At 70.2% G+C, this 24427-nt stretch carries 16 protein-coding genes and 2 tRNA genes; 3 read left to right on the forward strand and 15 right to left on the reverse strand.

Features of this window, described 5'->3' with window-relative positions; all coding sequences use genetic code 11:
* Positions 1–62: 62 nt before the first annotated feature.
* On the reverse strand, positions 63–2693 hold the full coding sequence (locus ACFZBT_RS01375) for a valine--tRNA ligase (RefSeq protein ID WP_391097520.1): 2631 nt from the start codon (positions 2691–2693) through the stop codon (positions 63–65).
* A 139-nt stretch (positions 2694–2832) separates the two neighbouring features.
* Here ACFZBT_RS01375 and ACFZBT_RS01380 point away from each other — a divergent pair, with 139 nt between their 5' ends.
* Entirely contained in the window at positions 2833–3783 is a 951-nt protein-coding gene (locus ACFZBT_RS01380; protein WP_391097521.1) for a hypothetical protein, read from the forward strand.
* A gap of 61 nt (positions 3784–3844) precedes the next feature.
* Here ACFZBT_RS01380 and clpX read toward each other — a convergent pair whose 3' ends face one another.
* The 5 genes from clpX to ACFZBT_RS01405 all read right to left on the reverse strand — a co-directional run bounded on the left by clpX (position 3845) and on the right by ACFZBT_RS01405 (position 8747).
* Positions 3845–5131, reverse strand: a complete 1287-nt coding sequence (clpX, locus tag ACFZBT_RS01385; protein ID WP_020271910.1) for an ATP-dependent Clp protease ATP-binding subunit ClpX — start codon at positions 5129–5131, stop codon at positions 3845–3847.
* Between the two features lie 185 nt (positions 5132–5316).
* Positions 5317–6024 (reverse strand): ATP-dependent Clp protease proteolytic subunit, encoded by a 708-nt coding sequence (locus ACFZBT_RS01390; protein ID WP_391097522.1) that lies wholly within the window; start codon positions 6022–6024, stop codon positions 5317–5319.
* 109 nt (positions 6025–6133) lie between these two features.
* The gene (locus ACFZBT_RS01395; RefSeq protein ID WP_030818448.1) at positions 6134–6739 is read right to left on the reverse strand and encodes an ATP-dependent Clp protease proteolytic subunit; all 606 of its coding nucleotides are present in this window, start codon (positions 6737–6739) and stop codon (positions 6134–6136) included.
* 339 nt (positions 6740–7078) lie between these two features.
* A complete protein-coding gene (gene tig / locus ACFZBT_RS01400; RefSeq protein WP_391097523.1) occupies positions 7079–8467 on the reverse strand; it encodes a trigger factor in 1389 nt (462 codons plus the stop codon).
* A 203-nt stretch (positions 8468–8670) separates the two neighbouring features.
* Positions 8671–8747: transfer RNA gene (locus ACFZBT_RS01405), tRNA-Pro, on the reverse strand.
* Between the two features lie 163 nt (positions 8748–8910).
* Here ACFZBT_RS01405 and ACFZBT_RS01410 point away from each other — a divergent pair.
* Positions 8911–8981 (forward strand) — tRNA-Gly (locus tag ACFZBT_RS01410).
* Positions 8982–9066: 85 nt separating this feature from the next.
* Here the strand turns inward: ACFZBT_RS01410 and ACFZBT_RS01415 are convergent.
* Together ACFZBT_RS01415 and ACFZBT_RS01420 are read right to left on the reverse strand one after the other, a co-directional pair.
* Positions 9067–11325 carry a PQQ-binding-like beta-propeller repeat protein gene (locus ACFZBT_RS01415; RefSeq protein ID WP_391097524.1) on the reverse strand — a complete coding sequence of 753 codons (2259 nt, stop codon included), beginning with the start codon at positions 11323–11325 and terminating at the stop codon, positions 9067–9069.
* An 82-nt stretch (positions 11326–11407) separates the two neighbouring features.
* Entirely contained in the window at positions 11408–11602 is a 195-nt protein-coding gene (locus ACFZBT_RS01420; RefSeq protein ID WP_215121407.1) for a hypothetical protein, read from the reverse strand.
* 623 nt (positions 11603–12225) lie between these two features.
* Between ACFZBT_RS01420 and ACFZBT_RS01425 the strand changes: the two genes are divergently transcribed.
* Positions 12226–13407, forward strand: a complete 1182-nt coding sequence (locus ACFZBT_RS01425; protein ID WP_391097525.1) for an acyltransferase family protein — start codon at positions 12226–12228, stop codon at positions 13405–13407.
* A gap of 95 nt (positions 13408–13502) precedes the next feature.
* Here ACFZBT_RS01425 and ACFZBT_RS01430 read toward each other — a convergent pair whose 3' ends face one another.
* From ACFZBT_RS01430 to ACFZBT_RS01460, 7 genes are all read right to left on the reverse strand, one after another.
* Entirely contained in the window at positions 13503–14924 is a 1422-nt protein-coding gene (locus ACFZBT_RS01430; protein ID WP_391097526.1) for a DUF6177 family protein, read from the reverse strand.
* A 4-nt stretch (positions 14925–14928) separates the two neighbouring features.
* On the reverse strand, positions 14929–18903 hold the full coding sequence (eccCa, locus tag ACFZBT_RS01435) for a type VII secretion protein EccCa (protein WP_391097527.1): 3975 nt from the start codon (positions 18901–18903) through the stop codon (positions 14929–14931).
* A gap of 50 nt (positions 18904–18953) precedes the next feature.
* Complete coding sequence (locus ACFZBT_RS01440; protein WP_391097528.1) at positions 18954–20414, reverse strand: CpaE family protein; 1461 nt, start codon at positions 20412–20414, stop codon at positions 18954–18956.
* Between the two features lie 57 nt (positions 20415–20471).
* Positions 20472–21809, reverse strand: a complete 1338-nt coding sequence (eccD, locus tag ACFZBT_RS01445) for a type VII secretion integral membrane protein EccD (RefSeq protein WP_391097866.1) — start codon at positions 21807–21809, stop codon at positions 20472–20474.
* Between the two features lie 94 nt (positions 21810–21903).
* Positions 21904–22212: a hypothetical protein gene (locus tag ACFZBT_RS01450; protein WP_391097529.1), complete on the reverse strand. Its 309-nt coding sequence runs from the start codon at positions 22210–22212 to the stop codon at positions 21904–21906.
* 30 nt (positions 22213–22242) lie between these two features.
* Positions 22243–22698: an HD domain-containing protein gene (locus ACFZBT_RS01455; RefSeq protein ID WP_391097530.1), complete on the reverse strand. Its 456-nt coding sequence runs from the start codon at positions 22696–22698 to the stop codon at positions 22243–22245.
* A gap of 84 nt (positions 22699–22782) precedes the next feature.
* Positions 22783–23982, reverse strand: coding sequence for a DUF6508 domain-containing protein (locus ACFZBT_RS01460; RefSeq protein WP_391097531.1), 1200 nt, complete (start codon positions 23980–23982; stop codon positions 22783–22785).
* Positions 23983–24427 lie beyond the last annotated feature (445 nt).

Here is a 24427-nt window from a genome sequence, read left to right on the forward strand (position 1 = left end):
CCTGAACTGCGTGAAGGCCCCCGCGCTGACAAGCACGGGAGCCTTCACGACCGTACGAACCGCTACGCCTGCGGCAGACGGTCCAGCTGCGCCTGGATCCGCGCGATGTCCTCGTCCGCCTTGGCGAGGCGGGTGCGGATCTTCTCCACGACATGATCCGGGGCCTTCGCCAGGAACGCCTCGTTGCCGAGCTTGCCCGTCGCCTGGGCCTTCTCCTTCTCCGCCGCCGCGAGGTCCTTCGCGAGGCGCTTGCGCTCCGCCGCGACGTCGATCGTGCCGGAGAGGTCGAGGGCGACCTCGGCGCCGGCGACCGGGAGGGTCGCCGTGGCCGTGAAGGCGTCGCCCTCCGGCTGGAGCCGGAGCAACTGCCGGATGGCGGCCTCGTGGGCCGCGAACGGCGTGCCGTCGAGGGCCAGCCGGGCCGGGACCCGCTGGCCGGGCTGGAGGCCCTGGTCGGCGCGGAAGCGGCGGACCTCGGTGATGACCGACTGGAGCGACTCGATCTCCTGCTCGGCGCCCTTGTCACGGAAACCGCTGTCGCTCGGCCACTCGGCGATGACGACCGACTCGCCGCCGGTGAGCGTGGTCCACAGGGTCTCGGTGACGAAGGGGACCACCGGGTGCAGCAGCTTCAGCGTGACGTCGAGGACCTCGCCGAGGACCCGCTTGCTGACCTCGGCCGCCTCGCCGCCCGCCTGGAACGTCGTCTTGGACAGCTCGACGTACCAGTCGAAGACCTCGTCCCACGCGAAGTGGAACAGGGCGTCGGACAGCTTCGCGAACTGGTAGTCCTCGTAGAACGCGTCGACCTCGGCGACGACCGAGTTGAGGCGGGACAGGATCCAGCGGTCGGTCGACGACATCTTCGCCGGGTCCGGCAGCGGGCCGTCCACGGTCGCGCCGTTCATCATCGCGAAGCGCGTCGCGTTCCAGATCTTGTTGGCGAAGTTGCGGGAGCCCTGGACCCAGTCCTCGCCGATCGGGACGTCGACGCCCGGGTTGGCGCCGCGCGCCAGGGTGAACCGGAGCGCGTCGCTGCCGTACTTGTCCATCCAGTCCAGCGGGTTGACCGCGTTGCCGAAGGACTTCGACATCTTCTTGCCGAACTGGTCGCGGACCATGCCGTGCAGGGCGATGGTGTGGAACGGCGGGGTGCCGTCCATGGCGTAGAGGCCGAACATCATCATCCGGGCGACCCAGAAGAAGAGGATGTCGTAGCCGGTGACCAGGACGGAGTTCGGATAGAACTTCGCGAGCGACTCGGTCTGCTCGGGCCAGCCCATCGTGGAGAACGGCCACAGGCCGGAGGAGAACCAGGTGTCGAGGACGTCGGTGTCCTGGCGCCAGCCCTCGGCCTCGGTGCCGGGCGGCTCCTCGTCGGGGCCGACGCAGACGACCTCGCCGTTCGGGCCGTACCAGACCGGAATCCGGTGACCCCACCACAACTGCCGCGAGATGCACCAGTCGTGGAGGTTGTCGACCCAGTCGAAGTAGCGCTTCTCCATCTCCTGCGGATGGATCTTGACGCGTCCGTCGCGGACGGCGTCACCGGCGGCCTTCGCGAGCGGACCGACCTTGACCCACCACTGCATGGACAGCCGCGGCTCGATGGTGGTCTTGCAGCGCGAGCAGTGGCCGACGGAGTGGACGTAGGGCCGCTTCTCGGCGACGATCCGCCCTTCGGCGCGCAGGGCCGCGACGATCGCCGACCGCGCTTCCAGCCGGTCCAGGCCCTGGAAGGGGCCGTGCGCCGTGATGACCGCGTGCTCGTCCATGATCGTCAGGGCCGGAAGGTCGTGGCGCTGGCCGATCTCGAAGTCGTTCGGGTCGTGCGCCGGGGTCACCTTGACGGCGCCCGTGCCGAACTCCGGGTCGACGTGCTCGTCGGCGACGACCGGGATGGAACGGTCGGTCAGCGGCAGCTTGACCAGCTTGCCGATCAGGTGCCTGTACCGCTCGTCACCGGGGTGAACGGCGACGGCCGTGTCACCGAGCATCGTCTCGGCGCGGGTCGTGGCGACGACGATCGTCTCGTCCCCGTCGCCGTACTTCATGGAGACGAGCTCGCCGTCGTCGTCCTGGTACTCCACCTCGATGTCCGAGATGGCCGTCAGACACCGGGGGCACCAGTTGATGATGCGCTCGGCGCGGTAGATGAGCTCGTCGTCGTAGAGCCGCTTGAAGATGGTCTGGACGGCCTGGGAGAGGCCCTCGTCCATGGTGAAGCGCTCGCGGGACCAGGCGACACCGTCGCCCAGCCGCCGCATCTGTCCGCTGATCTGCCCGCCGGACTCGCCCTTCCACTGCCAGACCCGCTCGACGAAGGCCTCACGGCCCAGGTCGTGCCGGGACTTGCCCTCCTTCGCCAGCTCCCGCTCGACGACGTTCTGCGTGGCGATGCCGGCGTGGTCCATGCCCGGCTGCCAGAGCGTCTCGAAGCCCTGCATGCGCTTACGACGCGTCAGGGCGTCGATGAGGGTGTGCTCGAAGGCGTGCCCGAGGTGCAGGCTGCCCGTGACGTTCGGCGGCGGGATGACGACGGTGTACGGCGGCTTGTCGCTCTTCGCGTCCGCCTCGAAGTAACCCCGCTCCACCCAGCGCTCGTACAGCGGCCCCTCTACGTCGGCCGGCGCGTACTGGGTCGGCAGGTCGGTGCTGGGCGCTGGTGGCTGCTGCTGAGCGTTCTCGGTCACGGGGGTCAGTTTAGGGGTGTCACTCCCCCGTCCCGAAACTCGTTTCGCTTTGTAACGGCGGGGACCCCGATGCCATGCACACGACGGGTCTGCGCCAGGATGTCCGGAACACATAAGCATCTGGAGGGGAACCCAGAACATGAGCTACAACCAGCCGGGCCCGTACGGCGGGCAGCAGCCTCAGCAGCCCGGTCCGTACGGCCAGCCGGGCCCGTACGGCCAGCCGCCGCAGGCGCCCCAGCCCGGCTACGGCTACCCTCAGCAGGCCCCTCCGCCCCAGCCCGGTTACGGCTACCCGCAGGGCGCCCCGCCCCAGCAGCCCGGCCCCTACGGCCAGCAGCCCCCGTACGGCCAGCAGCCGCCCTACGGTCAGCAGCCCCAGTACGGCGTCCCGCAGCCCCCGGCGCCGGGCGGCGGCAAGAAGAAGACGGGCATCATCCTCGGCGCGGTCGCGGTCGTGGCGGCCCTCGCTGTGGGCGCGTACTTCGTGATCGGCGGGGGCGGTGGCGGTCTGGAGGACGACGGGCCGCACAAGCTGTCGACCCCGGCGACGGTGCTCAGCGAGTACAAGCGCACCACGAAGGACGGGCAGACCACCGGTGACGAAGAGAAGTCGGAGCTGGAGAAGAGCGGCGTGAAGAACGCCAAGACGTCGGCGGCCCTCTACTCCAACGTGGACATGAGCGACTACGACCCCGACGATCCGTCGTCCGCGGCGAAGATGGCGTCGGCCAAGACACTCACGGTGGCCGGTGCCTACGGCGAGATCTCCGATCCGGAGGCGACGCTCGACCTGTTCCTCGCCAACTTCAAGAAGTCGTCCGAGAAGGAGGCCGCGTCCGGGTCCACCAAGCCCGAACTGATCGGCGAGCCCGAGGAGGCGGATCTCGACGGCGCGGTCATGAAGTGCCAGTCGGTCAAGGGGCGGGACGAGCTGTCCAAGAAGGAGAAGACCAACTGGTTCTGCGCGTGGGCCGACTACAGCACGATCGCCCTCGTGTCACCGGGTGAGGCGGCGCGGGGCGTCACCAAGGACGTGGCGATCGACCTCACCACCAAGGCCCGCAAGGAAGTCCGCGTCCCGGCCTGACGCGGACAACGACGAAGGCGCCCAGCGGCTGTGCTGGGCGCCTTTCGCGTGCGGTGGGTGACTACGCCGTCTTCTGCTCGCCCGGCCCGCGCCCCCGCGCATCCCGCGGAATGAGCGTCGGGTTGACGTTCGACTGGACGACATCCGCCGTGATGACGACCCGGGCGACGTCCTTGCGGGACGGGACCTCGTACATCACGCCCTGGAGGACCTCCTCCATGATGGCGCGCAGGCCGCGCGCGCCGGTCTGGCGGAGGATCGCCTGGTCGGCGATGGCCTCAAGGGCCTCACGCTCGAAGTCCAGCTCCACGCCGTCGAGTTCGAAGAGGCGCTGGTACTGCTTGACGAGCGCGTTGCGCGGCTCGACGAGGATCTGGAGCAGGGCCTCGCGGTCGAGGTTGTGGACCGAGGTGATGACCGGGAGCCGGCCGATGAACTCGGGGATCATGCCGAACTTGACCAGGTCCTCCGGCATGACCTCCTGGAACTGGTCCTTGGACTCCATCTCGCGCTTGGAGCGGATCTGCGCGCCGAAGCCGATGCCCTTGGCACCCGCCCGGGACTCGATGATCTTCTCCAGGCCGGCGAAGGCACCGCCCACGATGAACAGCACGTTCGTCGTGTCGATCTGGATGAACTCCTGGTGGGGGTGTTTGCGGCCACCCTGCGGCGGGACCGAGGCCGTGGTGCCCTCCAGGATCTTCAGCAGGGCCTGCTGGACACCCTCGCCCGACACGTCGCGCGTGATCGAGGGGTTTTCACTCTTCCTCGCGACCTTGTCGATCTCGTCGATGTAGATGATCCCGGTCTCGGCCTTCTTGACGTCGTAGTCGGCGGCCTGGATCAGCTTGAGGAGGATGTTCTCGACGTCCTCGCCGACGTATCCCGCCTCCGTCAGCGCCGTGGCGTCGGCGATCGCGAAGGGGACGTTCAGCATGCGCGCGAGGGTCTGCGCGAGGAGGGTCTTCCCGGAGCCCGTGGGGCCGAGGAGGAGGATGTTGGACTTCGCCAACTCGATGGCGTCGTCACGGCCGTTGCCCCCGCCGTTCTCACCGGCCTGGACGCGCTTGTAGTGGTTGTACACCGCTACGGAGAGGGCCTTCTTGGCGGCCTCCTGGCCCACCACGTACCCCTCGAGGAACTCGTAGATCTCGCGAGGCTTCGGGAGTTCCTCCCAGCGGACCTCGCTGGTCTCGGCCAGCTCTTCCTCGATGATCTCGTTGCAGAGGTCGATGCACTCGTCGCAGATGTACACACCGGGCCCTGCGATGAGCTTCTTGACCTGCTTCTGGCTCTTGCCACAGAACGAGCACTTGAGCAGATCGCCGCCGTCACCGATGCGTGCCACGGTGTGCTTCCCCTTCGCCTGGGAGACGACTGGACGTCGACGCGACGTCCAACGGCTCCTGGTGCAGCCTTATGTCCGACGGTACCTTGCCGGGCCCCTCGTTCGGGCCCCCCTTGGCGCGGTTCACTTTGACGTGCACCGTGCCAAACCGTGCCAAGGGGCGGCAGACGATACAGCCTCTCGCCTCAGCGCAGGCTCGAGTTGTCCATCTTCCGGGTGGTGATGATCTGGTCGATCAGCCCGTAGCTCAGCGCGTCCTCGGCCGTGAGGATCTTGTCGCGCTCGATGTCGTCCCGGATCTTCTCGACCGGCGTGGTGGAGTGCTTGGCCAGCATCTCCTCCAGCTGCGAGCGCATCCGCAGGATCTCGTTCGCGGCGATCTCCAGGTCGGACACCTGACCGCGGCCGGTCTCGCTGTACGGCTGGTGGATCAGAACGCGCGCGTTCGGCAGGGCCATGCGCTTGCCCGGCGTACCGGCGGCCAGCAGGACGGCGGCGGCGGAGGCGGCCTGGCCCATGCAGACCGTCTGGATGTCCGGCTTCACGTACTGCATCGTGTCGTAGATCGCGGTGAGCGCCGTGAAGGAGCCGCCGGGGCTGTTGATGTAGACCGAGATGTCACGGTCGGGGTCCATCGACTCCAGGCACAGCAGCTGCGCCATGACGTCGTTGGCGGAGGCGTCGTCGATCTGGACGCCGAGGAAGATCACGCGCTCCTCGAAGAGCTTCGCGTACGGGTCGTACTCGCGGATGCCCTGGGAGGTGCGCTCGACGAAGCGGGGGATGACGTAGCGGGACTCGGCCTGCGGGCCGGTGTAGCGGCCCTGCGAGCCGCTCATGTCCTGCACGGCGTTCATACGGTCGTAGATCCCGCTGCCGGGGAACTGGTTCACGGTGTCTCCTGAAAAGGGCTGAGGCGGTCGGCTGGGGCTGTCTGGGGTCGCTGGGGCCCGGGAGGGCTCCGGGGGCCTCACGGGGCGCCACAGGCCCCGTGGGGACCTCTCAGGCCCCGGTGCCGCCGCCGCCCGGCATACCTGCGGCCGTGGGGATGACGTCGTCGATGAGGCCGTACTCCTTGGCCTCGAAGGCGTCGAACCAGCGGTCGCGGTCCGAGTCGCGGGTGATCTGCTCGACCGACTGCCCCGTGTGCTGGGACGTGAGCTCGGCCATGCGCTTCTTGGTGTGCAGCAGCCGCTCGGCGTGGATCTTGATGTCGGAGGCCGAGCCGGCCAGGCCGGCGGAGGGCTGGTGGATCAGGATCTCGGCGTTCGGCAGCGCGAAGCGCTTGCCGGGGGTGCCCGCGCTGAGCAGGAACTGGCCCATCGAGGCCGCGAGACCCATGGCGATCGTCACCACGTCGTTCTTGATGAACTGCATGGTGTCGTAGATCGCCATACCGGCCGTGATCGAACCGCCGGGGCTGTTGATGTAGAGGTAGATGTCCTTGTCGGGATCCGCGGCAAGGAGCAGCAGCTGTGCGGTGATCTTGTTCGCGATGTCGTCGTCGACCGGCTGGCCGAGGAAGATGATCCGCTCGTTGAGCAGCCGGTTGTAGACCTGGTCGCCGAGGCCGCCACCGATAGAGGGCTCGCCGGCGGCTGAGGGCATCAGATTCGTCACGTATCCACCTGCTCGTCTTACGACGGCGCCGGGCCGTCTCACGTTTCCCTAGGGGCTAGGAGCCGTTCGGGGACTCCACTGCCCTCGTATTCATGGACCCTAACGCGCGGGTCCCTTCGGGGAATCCCGGAGATGGGAGTGTTCGCCGGGGGCGTAGCGCCGCGCGGCTGGGCCGGGGGCGGTTTCGGGCCGTGGGCGGCTGCGGGTGCGTGGGGGCTTGCCGCGCAGTTCCCCGCGCCCCTGGGGCGCGCTGCCCCCACGGGCAGCAAGAAGGCCCTGGGGTTCGCACCCCAGGGCCTTCCCTGTGACCTAGTCGGAGCCGGGGGCTCAGCCCTCGGTCTTCTCCTCGGTGGACTCGGCGGCCTCGGCCGGGGTCTCCTCGGTGGAGGCCTCGGTCTCGTCCTCCTCGTCGTCCAGGTCGACGACCTCGCCGTTGGTGTCCTTGACCGTGGCCTTCTCGACCACGACGGCCAGGGCCTTGCCGCGGGCGACCTCGCCGACCAGGAGCGGAACCTGACCGCCCTCGACGACGGCCTGGGCGAACTGGTCGGGGGACATGCCGGAGGAGGCGGCGCGGCGCATGAGGTGCTCGGTGAGCTCCTCCTGGCTGACGTTCAGCTTCTCCTGCTTGACGAGCTCGTCGAGCACGAACTGCGTCTTGATGCCCTTGACCGCGGCTTCCTTGGTCTCGGCGTCGAACTCCTCGGCCGTCTTGCCCTGGATCTCGAGGTACTTCTCGAGGTCGAGGCCCATCTGGCCGAGCTGGTGGTGCTCGAGGTTGTGCTTGCGGGTGTTGACCTCGTCCTCGAGCAGCTTGTCCGGGACCGGCACCTCGACCAGCTCGAGCAGCTTCTCCAGGACGCGCTCCTGGGCCTGCGTGGCCTGGTCGTACTGCTTCATGTTCTCCAGGCGCTTGCGGCTGTCGGCCCGCAGCTCCTCGATGGTGTCGAACTCGGAGGCGAGCTGCGCGAACTCGTCGTCCAGCTCGGGCAGTTCACGCTTGGCGACCTGGGTGACCTTGACGGTGACCTCGGCCTCCTTGCCGGCCGCCGAGCCGCCCTTGAGCTCGGAGGTGAAGGTGGCCTCGCCACCGGCCTCCACGCCCTTCACGGCGTCGTCGATGCCGTCCAGCAGCTCGCCGGAGCCGATGGTGTAGGAGACGCCGTCGGCGACGCCGTCCTCCAGGACCTCGCCGTCGACCTTGGCCTCCAGGTCGATCGTCACGACGTCGCCGTCCTCGGCGGCACGCTCGACCGGAGCGGTGGAGGCGAAGCGCTCACGCAGCTCCTCGACCGCCTTGTCGACGTCCTCCTCGGTGACCTCGACCGCGTCGACCTCGACCTCGATGCCGGAGTAGTCCGGGATCTCGATGGACGGGCGGATGTCGACCTCGGCGGTGAAGTTCAGCGTCTCGCCGTCCTTCAGCTCCGTGATGTCGACCTCGGGCTGGCCCAGCGGGTTCAGCTCGGCCTCGTTGACCGCGTCGGTGTAGAACTTCGGCAGCGCGTCGTTGACGGCCTCCTCCAGCACCGCACCGCGGCCGAACCGCTGGTCGATGACCCGGGCCGGGACCTTGCCCTTGCGGAAGCCCTTCACCGTGACCTGCTGGTTGATCTTCTTGTACGCCGCGTCGAGGCTGTCCTTGAGCTCCTCGAAGGGCACCTCGACAGTGAGCCGAACCCGAGTCGGGTTCAGGGTCTCCACGGCGCTCTTCACGGTTCGGTCTCCTTGTGGCTGACTTCTTGGGTTCTGCCGGGGCCAGAGCGGCCCGGCGGATTTCGCCGCCCGGAGACTTCAGACGCTGATGACACACGGGCGTGCAGCTTGCATAGTAACGGCAGCGACTACACCGCCCAAAAGGCGATCACATGAGTGACCGGAAGACGATCACCCGGGATGACTCGAGATGATCTGCCGGCTGGTCGGGGTGGCGGGATTTGAACCCACGGCCTTCCGCTCCCAAAGCGGACGCGCTACCAAGCTGCGCCACACCCCGTCTGGTGCGACACGTAGGGTACATGGCGCGAGGCCGTACGGCCGCCGCATTTCCGCTGCGTCCGCGCCGGGAAGGCCGGGATCCGAATGCGGTGTGCGACGAGGGCGCACAACCCGCTACGATGCTTGCGTGCCGCGGTCACCCGACCAGCAGCGCGCAGCGTGCGGGCGTAGCTCAATGGTAGAGCCCTAGTCTTCCAAACTAGCTACGCGGGTTCGATTCCCGTCGCCCGCTCTGAACGGCTCGGGCCCGGTTCTTCGGAACCGGGCCCGAGGTGTTTCTCACCGGTGTTCCAGGGATTCACCGGTGTTCCGAGGATTCAGAGGTCGCGTACGTCCACCGTGTAGACGGAGCGGACGCCGTACGGGACGTACAGGGCGTCGCCGACGAGGACGAGCGGGGCGCCCGAGGTGAGGAGCATGCTGTCGGTTCTGCCGCCGTCGTCGCGGCCGGGCCGGGTGCCCGTGACCTCGCCGCTACCGGCGTCCAGGGCGGCCAGACGGCCGCTGGGGGACGCGAAGTACACGTGGGTGGCGGAGGCTGTGGGCGGCCCCTGTTTCTCCACGCTCGAGTTGGATTCCCACAGGGTCCGGCCGGTGCGGGGCGAGACCGCGCGGACGCCGCCGCTGTCGCGCGTGAAGTAGACCGTGCCGCGGACCAGGTACGCGTCCGCGTCCTCGGGCCGGGGCTCCGCGAGCCGTCGCACGGTGAGCACCCGCGAGGAGACGTCGATCAGCGTCAGGCCGCGGCCCGTGGAGCCGGTGTCCGCGAGAACCAGGCTTCCGTCGTGCTGTCCGAGCAGGTACTGGGCGCCCTTGGCCTCGACGGTCCAGCGGGCCTTTCCGGTGGCCGGGTCGATCTGGGAGACGGTGGTCCTGGAGGCTCCTTGTTCCGACTGCTCCGACAGCCCGATCGCGCAGAGGAGGTAGGCGTTGCCGGCCGCCGAGCGCAGCAGGCAGTCGGCCGAGGCGCCCGGGGCATGCGGCTTGGGGCGGCTCCAGCGGACGTCGCCGGTCTCGGCGTCGAGCAGGGCGTAGCGGTCGCCCTGGGAGCCGTAGAAGGTGACGACGCCCTCGGGGACGGTCGTGGCGGCGTCCTGCGTGCTGTCGGGGACGCTCGCCATCTCGCCGGTACCGGTGCGGGTCCGCCAGAGCTCCTCGCCCGTGTCGGCGGCCAGGGCGTACACCGTGTAGCTGAACCGGGGGCCGGCCGTCGTCTCCCCGTCCTCTGCCTCGTAGGCGTAGACACGGCTGCCGGCGGTGCCGATGAGCGCGCCGGCGTCGCTGGAGGAGCCGTCGGGTGTGGGGTCCACGGGCCGGCCCCAGGTGTTGCGGCCGTCGGCGAGATCGAAGCGGGTCGCCATGAGGCCGGAGCCTGCGCACACGAGGGAGCTGTCGATGGCCGCGCAACCCTTGAGAGCGCTGTCGGCCCCGCCCAGGACTCGCTCGCTGCCCTTCGGGGCCTTCGCGGCGGTCGCCCAGGACCGCCAGCCCTCGGGGAGGTCGCTGGGGGCCGCGGAGCCCGAGGGGCCGGGCTCACCGTCGCGGGAGAGGGCGCCGCCGAGGACGATGGTGGCGGCGGCCAGTACGGCGGCCACGGCCGTCGCGGCCGCCGCGGCGAGGAGGTAGCGGCGTCTTCGGCTGCCGCGCGGCCGGGCGGGCTCGGGCGGCGGGTCGGCGAGCGGGGTGTCGCGCTGCGGCGTGGTCTCGGGCGCGCGCCGGGGCAAAACCCCACTCAGTTCCCCGGTTGCCGGGAGCAGGGCGGCCCGGTCTCCGTCGCGCAGCAGGGTCAGGAGTTCGTCGGCGGTCACGCGGGACTTGGGGTGCTTCTCCAGGCAGAGGCGTACGAAGGGGAGCAGTTCGTCCGGTACGCCGTCGAGGGCCGGTTCGCCCTCGACGACCCGGACGGCCGTCTCGTAGGGGCTCGGGCTGTCGAAGGGGCCGCGGCGGGTGGCGGCGTAGGCGAGGACCGAGCCGAGGGAGAAGATGTCGGCCGCCGGGCCGACGTCCTGCGGGGCGGAGAACTGCTCCGGCGACATGAAGGGCGGGGTGCCCATGACACGGCCGGTCTGGGTGAGGACGTCGGCGGCGGCGAACTCGGCGGCGCGGGAGATGCCGAAGTCGATGACGCGAGGGCCGTCCTCGGCGAGCATCACGTTGGCCGGCTTCAGATCGCGGTGGACGACTCCGGCGCGGTGGATGTCGCGCAGTGCCTCGGCGAGGCCGGCGGCGAGTTCACGGAGCCGGGGCACGGAGAGCGGGCCGTGCTCACGGACGTGGGTGCCGAGGTCCGCGCCCGGTATGTAGAGCGTGGCCATCCAGGGGCGCGACGCGTCGGCGTCCGCGTCCACGACGGGGGCCGTGAAGGCGCCGCTGACCTGGCGGGCCGCGGCCACCTCGCGGCGGAAACGGGCGCGGAACTCGTCGTCGTCGGCGTACTGGCCGTGCACCACCTTGACGGCGAGGCGCCGGCCGGAGGCCGAGCGGGCGAGGTAGACGACACCCATGCCGCCGGAGCCGAGGCGGTCCTCGATGCGGTAGCCGCCCACCTCCGCGGGGTCAGAATCGCGCAGCGCCATCCCCGTACGTTCCCCCCGTCACGCACCGTCCCGTCGGGAGGAGAGTAACCGCACGCTCCCGGGGCCCGCGGCAGCGGCCCGGTCAGAAGCTGATGGAGTTGACCGTCTCCGCTATCGAGTTGAGGAAGCGCTGGATGGACGGGGCCATGCCGGTCGAGGCGAGGAAGAAGCCGAAGAGGACCGCCACGATCGCGGGACCCGCCTTGATGGATCCCCCTCTCAGCAACACCACAAGGATGATCGCCAACAGCAGCACCACAGACAGTGAAATGGCCACAACTGATCACACCCTCGGTCGGTCCGCTCTCCCGGCCCGGGAGCGCGCCTCGGCACACCCCCGCCAGAACCATCGTGCCACCAACGCGGCCGGGCTATGCGGCCGGTGACGCATCGACCGCACCCGTGTCGTCCGGGCCCGTGTACACCGCGTGTGGGAGGGGACTCGACAGCAGGGACTCGTACGGCAATTCGATGTACCACCCGCACAGGGAATTGGGCCGGATCGTTTCCGTCTCCACACAACGCGTTCGCAGCTAATTCGAATTGCTGCCCAAGGCTCCTCAACAACCCTGCGGAGAGGCTTGCGAAGAGCGCTGAAGCGGACATTCCGCTGGAGTCGCCTGCTGGTCTTATGCGCCGCTTAGTCCGGAAGTATCACGACAAGCAGGGCACCTGTGACGGGCGCAACTCGATGCCGAAGATGTGTTGGTCATCACGTCGACAGGGACGTCAACTACCCGAAATCCGGGGTACCCACAGCGAATAGCCAGGAATGACGTCCGGCGTTTTACGAATAGCCGCAGGGAAGGCTAGGGTGCCTCAGATGTTCCACGCTGCCTCGTCCCCCGCAAGTGCAGCGAGGTCCCGGATCGTCTCCCCGAGTTCCTGGTGGGAGGGTCTGTGACGAACTCGCTGCGACCGAACGGCGACCGCAAGGCGCCACTTCCCCCGGCACAGTCGCCGGCAGGCGGAGTGCCGAGCCCGCGCTCGCCGCAGAGCCCCCAGAAGAAGCAGAACGGCAAGCAGCGCGACGCGTTCTTCGACAACGCGAAGTACCTCGCGATCGTGCTCGTGGCCATGGGCCATGTCTGGGAGCCGCTCAAGGGCGACAGCCGGATACTCGAGGCGGCGTACCAGGTCGTCTACGCGTTCCACATGCCGGCGTTCATCCTCATCTCCGGCTACTTCTCGCGCAGTTTCGACATGCGGCCCGACCGGCTCAAGCGCCTGATCACGGGCGTGGCCGTGCCGTACATCATCTTCGAGACGGCCTACCCGCTCTTCAAGCGGTGGATCGACGACGACCCGGGTCAGGACATCAGCCTCCTCGACCCGTGGTACCTGACCTGGTTCCTGGTCGCGCTGTTCATCTGGCGGCTGACCACCCCCATCTGGAACCTGGTGCGCTGGCCGCTGCCGATCGCGCTCGGACTCGCGATGCTGGCGACCGTCACCCCGTCGATCGGTGACGACCTGGACCTCCAGCGCGTCCTGCAGTTCCTGCCGTTCTTCGTGCTGGGCCTGGTGATGAAGCCCGAGCACTTCCAGATGGTGCGCCGCCGTTCGGTGCGGATCGCCGCGGTGCCCGTGTTCGCCGCCGCGCTCGCCTTCAGCTGGTGGGCCGTGCCGCGCATGAACACCGCGTGGTTCTACCACCGTGACGCCGCGCAGGAACTGGGCGCGCCGTGGTGGGCCGGCCCGGTCATGGTGCTCGCGATGTTCGGCTGCTCGCTGGTGCTGACCGCCTGCTTCTTCGCCTGGGTGCCGCGCCGCCACATGTGGTTCACGGCGCTCGGCGCGGGCACGCTCTACGGCTATCTGCTGCACGGCTTCCTCGTGAAGGCCGGCGACTACCAGGGCTGGTTCGAGGCGAGCTGGTTCCACCAGCCGGCCGGGCAGATCACCATGACCGTCCTCGCGGCCGCCGTCGTGACGGTGCTGTGCACCAAGCCGGTGCAGCGCATGTTCCGGTTCGCGATGGAGCCGAAGATGGCGTGGGCCTTCAAGCAGGACGCGGCCGAGGTCGCCCGCGGGCGCCAGAGTGCCGAGCGGCGCGAACGCGAGAAGGTTGCGGTGGGCTGACCCCACCTGTCCCCGTACGGACGGCCCCGCACTCATCGGAGAGTGCGGGGCCGTCTGCTTGCCGACGGGGTCGCGGCGTCGGCGGGGCGGCGGGACTAGTTGCCCTTCAGGTGTCTCATCAAGTGCTCGAAGTCCTGCCAGCCCGACAGGTCGGACGGGTTGCCCGGAAACGCGTAGTACAGCGCCGGACGGGTTTTCGGGCCCAGCTCCCGCGGGGCCTCGGCGAGCGGGGTGCGGCGGGCCCGGTCACCCGGCATCGCGCGGACCTCCTCGGCACCCAGGACGAAGGCGTAGGGCACGCCGGGGCCTTCGAAGCGGGGCGGGACGGACAGGTCCCGGCGGGCCCGGCGGATCTGGACCAGCATGGACTGCAGATCGTGCCGGGTGGCCAGGGCCTCCGCAGCGGCGGCCACGGAGTCCGTCGGGACCTGCTCGCCCGGCCCGTAGCCGAAGACCATCGTGACGTCCTCTTCGACACCGCCCTGAGTCCGGGTGATGCGGACCGTAGCGAGACCGGGACGTTCCGGGGTGCCGACGACCACCAGCCAGGTCGGTTCGGGTGCGCGCTCGTGCGCCACATCGGTCAACTGCCGCAGGGACCAAGGGAGGTTGGCGGGCTCCTCGGTGCCCCAGCCGGCCGGCGGCTCACCGGTGATCTCCTGCCAGACGGCTTCCACGGCACCGCCGAGAACGAGCCGGTCGTCGGCGGGGTGGACCGCGCGGAAGGAGATCGCCAGCTGGCGCTCACCCGTGTCGCCGGTCTCCGGCTGGAAGGACGCGGCGATGGGTGTACGCGGATCCTCGAGGGTGGCCTCCGGCGAATCGACCGTCACGAACAGGCCGTCGCTCCACCGCAGGACCGCTCCGGTCAGACCGTCGTAGTAGCCGTCGCGCTCGTCCTGCACCACCCAGCGGGAGGGCCAGCCCGGCAGGCTGCCCCGGACCGCCGGGGAGAGGCGGGTGCCCGCCGGGGTGACGATCTGAAGGCCGAGACCGGCGTTCGCGACGGCACGGAACGCATCCGACAGCCAGGCCGTCATCGCGACCACGGGGCGGTCCTGGATGACGACGGCGACCTTGTCGGTGAGCACGTCCACGGCGGGCTGGGCGGCGGCCGGAGCCGGCGCCACGGTCATCCCGTCCGTCTTGACCACGGCCAGCGACCACGCGGTCTGCGGCGGCCAGGCCGTGCCACCGACCAGCGTGGCGATGCGGGCGGCGAAGGTTCCGGCGAGTTCCTCGGCCTCCTTGACCCCGGTCGTGGCGCGGGCCTCGGTCCACCAGTACGGCACCTCGGGCTCGCGCGCCCCGAGCAGCCTCTCGGCCTCTCCCCTGACCTGCACGAGCAGCGGCGCCTCCACGGAGACGAGCGGCCGGCCCTGTGGGTCGCAGAGCTGCACCACAGCCCCTTCGCCCTCGGCACCCACCAACAGGTCCGGGCCGCCGGAGAGCAGGCCCGCGAGGACACTGAGCGGGTCGGGCATCTTCTTCGTGAGGGCGATGACATCCTTCGTCACGCGTTCACCTGGTCCCCTGGTAGACGGTCTGGATGAGCCGACTCGGTTCGCCCCTGCGGACCAGCACGCCGCGGCCGGGCGGCTGGTGACTGGCGTACACGCCGGAGAAGAGCTGCCCCTCGCCGCGGTCCCCCGCCATCACCAGCGCCGAGGCACCGGACTCGTGCAGGCCCTGCAGCAACGGCTCGTACATGGCCCGGGAGGCCCCCGCGACTCGGCGGGTGAGGACGAAGTGCAGTCCGATGTCGACGGCCGACGGGATGTACGGCACAAAGGGCGCCAGCGGCTGCTGCCCCGCGGTGGTGAGGACGTCGTAGTCGTCGACGAGGATCACGATCCGCGGGCCGGAGAAGCTGCCCGGTTCCAGGTCGGCGCCGTCGGCGGTCTCGTCGGGCAGCCGCTTGTCCAGTTCGGCGGCGATGCCCGCGGCGAGGCCGGCGCACAGCTTGGTGTTGTAGGCGTAACCGCCCCGGTACTCCTCCGGGATGACGCCGCGCAGGCCACGGCGCGGGTCGAAGACGCCGAAGACCAGTTCGTGGTCTCCGTGGCGCTCGATCAGGCTCTGGGCGATCACCTTGAGCAGGTTGGTCTTGCCGCACTCGCTGTCGCCCATGATCAGCAGGTGCTGGTCGCGGTGGAAGAGGTCGAGCAGGACGGGGGCCAGCCGCGTCTGGTCCAGGCCGATCGGGACGCGGCGCGGTTCCGCGGCGGGGCCGGGCAGCTGGCGCGCCTCCAGTACGTGCGGCAGCACGCGGACGGGCTGGGCGACCTCACCGGTCCAGGTGGCGCGGATCGTGCGGGCGGTGGTCTCCAGGACCGCGCCGAGGTCGGCGGTGTCGGCGAGGCCGTCGGTGCGGGGCAGGGCGACCTGGGCGAAGAGCTTGCGGTCGAGGAGGACGCGCCCCTTCTCCTCGGGTGAGAGGGTCTCGCCGAGCTTGCGGTCGATACTGGACTCGCTCGGGTCGTTCAGGCGCAGTTCCACTCGGGTGCCGAACTGGGACTGGGTGGCGATGCGTACGTCGTTCCAGCGCAGCATGCCGGCGACGACGTGGATGCCGTAGCCGCTGCCCCGCTTGAGGATGTCCACGACCGGGTCGTCGAGGTCCTCGAAGTCGTCGCGCAGCGCGCCGAACCCGTCGATGAGCAACACGATCTCGGTGCTGGCCAGTTCAGGCACCCGTCCCGCCGCACGCAGGGTGCGCAGTTGCTCCAGCGAGTCGATGTTGTGGACGCGGAAGAGCTCTTCGCGCTGGTCGAGCATGGCACGCACCGAGTCGATGGTGCGGGCGGCACGCTCCCGGTCCGCGCGGCCGGCGATCCCTCCGACATGCGGCAGCCCGGAGAGGGCCTGCAGGCCGCCGCCGACCAGGTCGAGGCCGTAGACGCCAACCTCCTGCGGAGTGTGGGTCAGGGCCAGGGAGAGCGCGAGCGTACGCAGCAGGGTGGTCTTGCCGGACTGGGGACCGCCGATGATCGCGGCGTGACCACCGGCGAGCGTGAGGTCCAGGTACCACTGGCCCTGCCACTGCCTGGTCGGATCGTCGAGGAGGCCCAGCGGTACCTGGAGCGGGCCGCGGCGCCGGGCGAACTGCATGCCGCGCGGACCCACCTCGACGGCGCCGGCGACCTTGTCGAGCGGGACCGCGGCGGGCAGCGGCGGAAGCCAGATCTGGCGGACCGAGCCGGCACCGGAGCGCTCCAGCTGGTCGATCATCACGCCCATCTCCGTGGGTCCGGTCTCCCGGCGCCGCATCTGCGGCTCCTCGGGGGAGGCGCTGTCTTCCCGGCCGAGGGTGTTGTAGGCCTCGTACTCCAGGACGAGTGGCCCGGTGTCCTCGGTCTCGCGCCGGACGGGGCCTCGGTAGGCGCCGGAGACATAGCCGGCTTTGAACCGCTCATAGTGGCTGGTGTCGACCTTGAGGTAGCCGAAACCGGGCAGCGGGGGCAGGTGGAAGGCATCCGTGGTGTCGAGGACCGTACGGGACTCGTCCGGGGAGAAGGTGCGCAGGCCCAGCCGGTACGACAGGTAGGTCTCCAGTCCCTTCAGCTTGCCGGCCTCGATGCGCTGGCTGGACAGCAGCAGGTGCACACCGATGGACCGGCCGATCCGGCCGATGGACAGGAACAGGTCGATGAAGTCCGGTTTGGCGGTGAGGAGTTCGCCGAACTCGTCGATCACGACGAAGAGGTGGGGCAGCGGCTCCAGGTCGGGCCGCCGCTCGGCGCGCAGCGCGGCGTAGTGGCCGATGTCGGCGACGTTGCCCGCGTCCTTCAGCACCTGCTGACGGCGCTTGACCTCGCCCGCGAGGGACGCGTGGACGCGTTCGACCAGGCCGGCCTGGTTCTCCAGGTTGGTGATGACGCCGGAGACGTGCGGCAGGTTCGCGAACGGGGCGAAAGTGGCGCCGCCCTTGTAGTCGACGAGGACCATGGCCAGGTCCTCCGGCGGATGGGTGGCGACCAGGGCGAGGACCAGGGTGCGCAGCAGCTCGGACTTGCCGGAACCCGTGGCGCCGACGCACAGGCCGTGCGGTCCCATACCGAGTTCGGAGGATTCCTTCAGGTCGAGGAGCACCGGTTCCTTGGCGTCGCTCACGCCGATCGGCACCCGCAGGAAGGCCCGTTCACCGCGCGGGGCCCACAGTCGGCTCAGGTCGAGCCCGGCGACGTCGTCGATACCGAGCAGGTCGGCGAAGTCGACCGGGCCGGAGAGCGGTGCGTCGGCCATCGACTCGGCGGACAGGCGGAGCGGGGCGAGCATCCGGGCGAGTCCCTCGGCGAAGGGGACACCGATCTCGTCGACCGTGCCGTGCGCGCTGATGGGCTCCTTCGCGCGCAGGTCCTCGATGACGACGCGCTCGCCGTCGACCGTGATGCGGACCCCGACGCTGCCGGGCTCCTGGACGCGCTGGTCGAGCAGGTGCAGCACGGTGACGCTCATGTCGTGCAGGCCCACCGCGTCATCGGGTCGCGGCAGGTCCACCGCGTCGTCGCCGTGCGCGTCGGCCACGACGAGCAGCCGGGAGGTCATGGCCAGGGCGTCCTTGCCGGACAGACCGCGGCGCACCTCGGCCGCGTACGAGGCACGGCGGCGCAGCTCGCCGCCGATCTGCCGGGCCAGCTGCGGCAGGGAGGGCGCGAACCGGCGAGCGGCGACGGGTCCGTCGAACTGGTCGCTTTCGAGCAGGTGCGGCAACCACTTGGTCCATTCCCAGTCGCCGATCCGGTCGCCGGGTACGGCCAGAGCCATCGCCACGTCGTCGGGCGCGTGGGTCGCCGCGGCCTGTGCGATCAACGCGCGGGCGACCCGGAGGGTGTCCTCGCGGCGGCCGATGACGGTGATGTTGCCGACGCGGTCGAGCGGGACGGTGAGCGGCAGTTCGGTCCCGTTCCCGAAGCGGGCGACGAGGGCGGAGGCCTCGTTCAGCATGAACTCGTCGGGTGGGGTGAGCACGGACGATCCCGGCGGGGCCACCTTCAGATCGCGCACCGGCATCTCGCCGGTGCCGACGCGTACCCGCAGGAAGTCCGCGTCCATGCGGCGCCGCTCCCACAACCGGGCCGGGTCGCGCACGATGTCGTAGAGCGCGTCCGGCGGAGGGCTGAGGACCTGGGTGCTCTCACGCCGCTCCCGCTCTTCCTTCGACAGCTCCTCCCGCAAGTCCTCCAGGTAGGAGAGGTAGGCCTCGCGCTGGGTACGGCGCGTGCGCTGGGCCTTTCCTCGCTGCGAGAAGACCATGACGAGGGAGCCGAGGATGGTGACGACGAGGATGATCGCGCCCAGCCCCGCGAACTGGCTGTTGCGCACGACCGTCATCATCACGACGGAGGACATCACACCCGCGACGGGCAGCAGCGCGGTCGCTATCGAGCCCGTCTTGCCGTCCGGCAGGTTGGGCGGCGCCTCGATGGTGCGCGCTTCGGGGGCGGCCGGGGGCCGTGTGGTGCGGGCCGGCCGGTGGATCAGTCGGGTGCTCATCTTGCTGCCTTGTCCTGTGAGTCCTCGAGGTCCCTTCGCGCAGGGCGATGTCAGCGGCGCCTGTGGGAGAGCTGGAAGGCCTCGGCCGCCAGACGGGCGGCGGCCTGCCGGGTGTCCCGCGCGAGAAGCTCGGTGCGGATGGTGCCGCCCGCCGCCAGATGGCGGTCGTAGGGCAGGACGCACACACTGGCCCCCGTCGCCTTCAGCTGCTCGGCCGCCTTCTCGAGGTCGATGCCGGTGTGCGGCACGGTCTTGGTGAGCACGACGACGGTGGAGGTGGTGATGTCGCGGGGCAGGCCGCACATCCACTCCAGGACGGCGTGGGTGCTCGCGATTCCGTCGAGCGTGGCCGGCACCGTCAGGATGCGGGCCTGGGCGGCGGACAGCGCGGTGCGGGCGACCTCGGCGGGCAGTGTCTCGCAGTCGGCCACGGTCACGCCGAAGTAGCGGCGCATCGCCACCATGATCCGCTCGTACCCCTTGGTGTCGAGCATGGCCCCGACCTGCCCCTGGCTGCCGGGCAACAGCCAGGCGTTCTCGGGGAGTTGCACCAGATATCCGGTGATGTCGAGGAGCGTCATCTGCGGTTCGACGACATCGGCGAGATCGCCGGTGGTCCAGCGCAGGCTCTCCGCGCCGAGCCTGAGCGGCAACGAGCCGAGCGCGGGATCGGCCTCGACGGCGAGGACCGGGTCCTGGCGGTAGTGGGCGTAGGTGGCCGTGAGCAGCGCTGCGACCGTCGTCTTGCCCGAGCCGCCGCGGATGGAGGTCACCGCGATCTGCCGGCCGGTGGTGACCGGCTGCTGCAGTGTCTCGGCGGTGGCGGTGGTCTCGGCGACCTCACGGGCGGCCGAGGAGGCGACGGTACGGCGTACCGCCCGCAGGGCGCGGGCGGCGAACGGCTCTCCGCGCCGGGGTCCGGTGTCCGCACCGAGGAGCTTCTTGTCGACGACCGGGCGGCTGTCCGGGGCGGAGCGTGAGGTGCGGGCGCGCGGGGCGGGGGCAGACTCCGCGTACTGCTGCGGCCGGCTCTGGTTCGGGCCTTGCTGGGCGGACTGCGGCTGCGTCTGGCCGGAGGAGGCCTGCTGCTGGGCGGCGTACTGCTCGGCGTATGCCTGCTGCTCGACGTAGGCCTGCTGCTCGACGTAAGCCTGCTGCTCGGCGTAGGCCTGCTGCTGCGGATGGGCTTGGTGGGCATAGGCCTGGGGGTGCGGCTGCTGGCCATGCTGTTGAGCGGCGTACTGCTCGGCGTACATCGGCTGCTGCGCGTACTGCTGATCCGGGGCAACGGGCTGCTGGTATTGCTGCGGGTAGCCGTAGCCCGGTGCCGGTCCTTGCCCCTGCCCCTGGGGGTACGGACCGGCCGTGCCCTCCTGCGCCTGCTGGGGCGTGTGTGGTGTCTGTCCGCCCTGTTGCACGGCACTCCGCTGAGGCGTGCCGCCCCTCAGGTCGCGCAGCACGTCGTTCTGCCAGTTGTCCCCGCTCGGCATGTCGCCCTTCTCTCCTGCCACGCCCCGCCCTGCCGTTCCGCGGGAGCGACAGCGGGTGGGCGTCTGGTCTTCGCAGCCTCAGAACTTGTTGAGCAGCTGCCCGTAGATGCCGAACGCCCCGATGGCGAGTGGGAAGAGCCCGATCACGCCCAGGGACTCGATCAGGTCGGCGAACCTGCGCAGCCGGACCCGTACGTGATCGGGCGGCTCGATGCCGAGAACCAGCAGCGGCAACAGTGCCGCGGCACCCAGCAGCACCAGGGCTCCGGCGCCCCCGGCGTGGTCCAGCCACAGCACCGCGAGGCGTACGACGAGGAACGCCGCCGCCGCGAACAGCGCGACGACCTCGGCGACCAGGGGGAAGGCCCGGGCCCGGGACAGCAGCACGACTGCCACGAGGGAGGCGAGGCCGACCGTCCAGACCGTCGGTTCCTTCGCGGTGGTCAGCATCCAGCCGCCGAGGGCGGCCGACGCCGCGGTGACGATGGTGGCGAGGGCGAGCCCGCGGTGGGTGGCGGCGAGGGCGTTGGCGACCTGGTGGCGGCTCACGGACGTCCCCGTCGAGCGTTTGTCGTCCAGCGCGGTGAGTCCGGAGGCCATCAGTGCGAACCGGGGCAGCAGCCCCAGCAGGATGATGGAGAACACGGCCATAACGGCGCCGATCCGGTCCGCCCGGTCCTGGAGGAGGGCGACCGCCTCCCACACCAGGGCGACGACCACGATCGCACCGGCCCCGATCAGTCCGCCCTTGCCGAGCGGCGAACAGTAGGACAGCAGTACGAGGGTGATCACCAGTGCGGCGGCGACCCCGGCCAGCCGGGCCGTTCCACCCCAGTCGTAGGCGTCGGCGGCGGTCCAGGCGGTGAGCAGGCCGAGCCCGCCGGAGGCCAGCAGCAGAGCGGTGGCCAGGCCCTGGTTGCCGTCGCCGACCCTGGCGATGGCCGCACCGGCGAGAAGGAACAGCACGGTGACGACCGCGAGCCCCGTGGTGAGGGACTCCAGTGAGAACTCCTGCCGGGCCAGGACGGCCGCGGCCACGGCGAACACCACGGTCGCCACGCCGGCGCTGATGCGGCGGGCGGCCGGGCGCCAGCGCCAGGTCCGCAGGTCGAGGTCGTCCGCGACCTGGTCGGTGACGTCGTGCACGACCGGCGCCGGCGGCGCGGCATGGGCCCGCACGAGGCGCAGCACGGCACCGTCGGGCACCTCGGCCGAGGACAGCGTCGCGTCATGGGGCAGCGCCGAGCCGTCGGAGGTGATCAGCTGCCGGGTGGTCGGCCGGGCGGCGGCCCGGTCGTCCAGCAACTGGAGTATGTCCGGAAGCAGTTGGCCGATCGGCGTGTCGGACGGGAGTACCAGGTCGGCTCGTCGTCGCTCGCCGATCAGGGTGACCCGGCTCAGCTGGGTCCGGGGCATCGTTGCTGCGCTCACCACTTGCCGGAACCTACCATCGCGTTGTTTCGGCCACGGCCGCGCTCCGATCCGGTAGCGCCGACCGCACACACCCCGTTCACTGCTTCTCCGCACCCTTGCCGCCGGCACCGCTCGCGGAGGCGCTGGGCGTCGGGTTGTACAGCTGCTCCTGCTGCTGTTGCTGCTTCTCCGCCGCCTTCTGCTTCGCCAGCGTGGCCTGCAGGAAGGACCAGCCGATACAGCCGGCGCACAGTACGGCGGCGATCGCGATGCCCGCGAACATCTTGCCGAACCGCTCGTCCACCGTCCGCCGAGCGCGCTGCGCGCCGAACAGCAGTGCGTCGCGCATCCGGCGCCGGCGCACCGCCACCGACTCGAGCAGCTGGCTGTCGTAGTCCCGTGCCATTCAGTCGTCCTGTGCCTTGTTGGTGCGTGATCAGTCGGCCGGGGTCAGACCGAGGTGCTTCCGCATGGCGGCGTACTTCTGCGTGAGCCGCCGGGCGGTGTGCTCGTCGAGTGCGGCGAGGCGGTGGGGGTCGGCGTTGTGCGCGAGGTCGGCCGTCTTGACCAGCCGGGCGCCCGGTGTGGCCAGGATCCGGCGCGCGTACGCCTCCGGCTCCTCACCCGGCCGCTTGGTCATGGCTCGTACGACGTCCTTGGTGTGCTGCGTGAGCGCGGCCGCGTCGAGCCACTCCTCGCTGAGGACGCCGTCCTCCAGCGCGTCGTGCAGCCAGGCGGCGGCGACCAGTTCGTCGCCTCCGCCCCGGGCCCGCACGCCATCCGCCACGGCGCACAGATGCTCGGCGTACGGCCGCCCGGCCTTGTCCGTCTGTCCGGCGTGCGCGGCGCGAGCGACGGCCTCGACCTCGGCGAGACTCATCTCCTGTGGCATGCGTTTCCCCCTAGCTTCGCTTCCGCAACATAGGACACGAACGCGCCACCCGTACAACCGGTGCGGCCGTCCCCCCGAGCGTCTTCACACACCTCCGGACAGCCCCGTCACGATCATGAAGAGCACCCACAGCAGGGGGATGAACGCGATGTACGCGCGGGGCCGTCGCCGCACGGGTACGCCGGGGTCGTAGCGGGGGCCGAGCGTGCCCGGCCCCGGTGCGGGGAGTTTCCGCACCTTGCGTACGGCCAGGACGTTGCGGATCAGCGTCAACGGTGCGAAGACGAAGAGGGACAGGGGGCTCCACCAGCCCCAGGCGAGGGTGTGGGTGGTCAGCGCGCGGTACACGGCCAGCCCGCAGGTCATGCACATCGGGCCGTCCGTCCTCCGGAATCCCATGAGGACGACGAGTCCCCGATGAGCCCGGAACGCGACGTCCGCGGCGGGAGAACCTCCGCAGAACCTGCACATGAGGGAGGACGGATCCGGGGGTTCCGGGAGGTCCTGATCAGGGAGGCGGCGGGCCTGGCCGTTGTCGGGTCGGGCGTCGGCCGGCGCATCAGGGGGCTGCACAGCGGAAGGGTCGGCGTACCAGGCACGGAGTGATGCGACGACGGCGTCCAGGAGGCCGCTCTTCAGAGCATTGTCGATGGACCCGTCGCAGAACTTCTCCCCACGGATCACAGCGGTGGCGGCCCGGACGGCGTCGGCGGGCCGCAGCGTGCCGTCCGGCGAAGGCGTCGGCACAGGGTTGTCGATCCACCGGTGCTCGGGCGTGACGGCCCCGACGCGGAGGAGGGCGTCGACGGCCCGGTCCACCCCCTGGCTGTACATGGGGAACGGCACGTGGATGGCACCGCTCGGCGACTTCTGCCCACCGCCCCACCGCACGTCCCGGTCCTCGTCCGTGAGCGACTCGAAGGCGTCGGCGAGTTCCCTCCACGCCTCAGGGTTGTCCCGGTCGAGCTGGTCGAGGAGACGCTGGTCGTCGGCCCGTGTGACGATGCGGGCGAGTTCCTCGACGGTGGCGGCGTCGGCGGTTTCGGTGACGGGGCCGACGCCGGGTTCGTGGCTGAGCAGGTGGAGGACGCCGAGCGGGGTGAGCCCACGTCCGCGGGCTTCACGTATCCGGCTGTACCACGCCGTGCTCGCCTCGTAGGCGCTGACGCTGCTCGCCTTCCGCTGGATCCACTCGACGTCATCGGAGCCGGCCTCTGCCCAGGCGTATCCGATCACCTCGCCGTGGGGGGCGGTGACGGTGATGTAGTGCACGGGGTTGGTCATGCTGCTGTCTCATGGCTTCTCATTCGGAGGCGGATCAGCCGACTGCGGGCTGGTCGCTCGCAACAAGGGCCTCGACTGGCCGCGTTCGGGGCGTCATTCGCTCACAGGTAACCGATGACCATGGCGCTTCGGCCTGCGGCGCTCAGGCACGCGATGGACCCCTCGGTGTTGATGCTGTCCGTTGCTAGGGGCTGTCGTTTGGATCACGCCGCAGACGCGGGGTCTGGCACGCGCATCTGCCGCGTTGTCGTCGGTTGCCGATGCTCCGCATCGACGCCCTCCTCCGCCTTGCAGCTGCACGCACCAGACCCCGCTCACGGCGCTGGAAGACAGCGTCACTTTCCTGCGGCGTGATCCAAACGACAGCCCCTAGGCCTGCCGCCTGCTTGAACTGCAAGTTTTCCGCGAAGCGCGAATTGTTCGACTACCCACTGATCACGCTGCG

The organism is Streptomyces sp. NPDC008137 (assembly GCF_042957035.1).
Taxonomy (GTDB): Bacteria; Actinomycetota; Actinomycetes; order Streptomycetales; family Streptomycetaceae; genus Streptomyces.

What these genes read in the sequence shown, in the direction of transcription:
- eccCa (WP_391097527.1), bottom strand. Translation starts at nt 18,903, where the DNA reads ATGAGCACCCGACTGATCCACCGGCCGGCCCGCACCACACGGCCCCCG.
- eccD (WP_391097866.1), bottom strand. Translation starts at nt 21,809, where the DNA reads ATGCCCCGGACCCAGCTGAGCCGGGTCACCCTGATCGGCGAGCGACGA.
- ACFZBT_RS01380 (WP_391097521.1), top strand. Translation starts at nt 2,833, where the DNA reads ATGAGCTACAACCAGCCGGGCCCGTACGGCGGGCAGCAGCCTCAGCAG.
- ACFZBT_RS01395 (WP_030818448.1), bottom strand. Translation starts at nt 6,739, where the DNA reads ATGCCCTCAGCCGCCGGCGAGCCCTCTATCGGTGGCGGCCTCGGCGAC.
- ACFZBT_RS01455 (WP_391097530.1), bottom strand. Translation starts at nt 22,698, where the DNA reads ATGCCACAGGAGATGAGTCTCGCCGAGGTCGAGGCCGTCGCTCGCGCC.
- ACFZBT_RS01415 (WP_391097524.1), bottom strand. Translation starts at nt 11,325, where the DNA reads ATGGCGCTGCGCGATTCTGACCCCGCGGAGGTGGGCGGCTACCGCATC.
- ACFZBT_RS01450 (WP_391097529.1), bottom strand. Translation starts at nt 22,212, where the DNA reads ATGGCACGGGACTACGACAGCCAGCTGCTCGAGTCGGTGGCGGTGCGC.
- ACFZBT_RS01460 (WP_391097531.1), bottom strand. Translation starts at nt 23,982, where the DNA reads ATGACCAACCCCGTGCACTACATCACCGTCACCGCCCCCCACGGCGAG.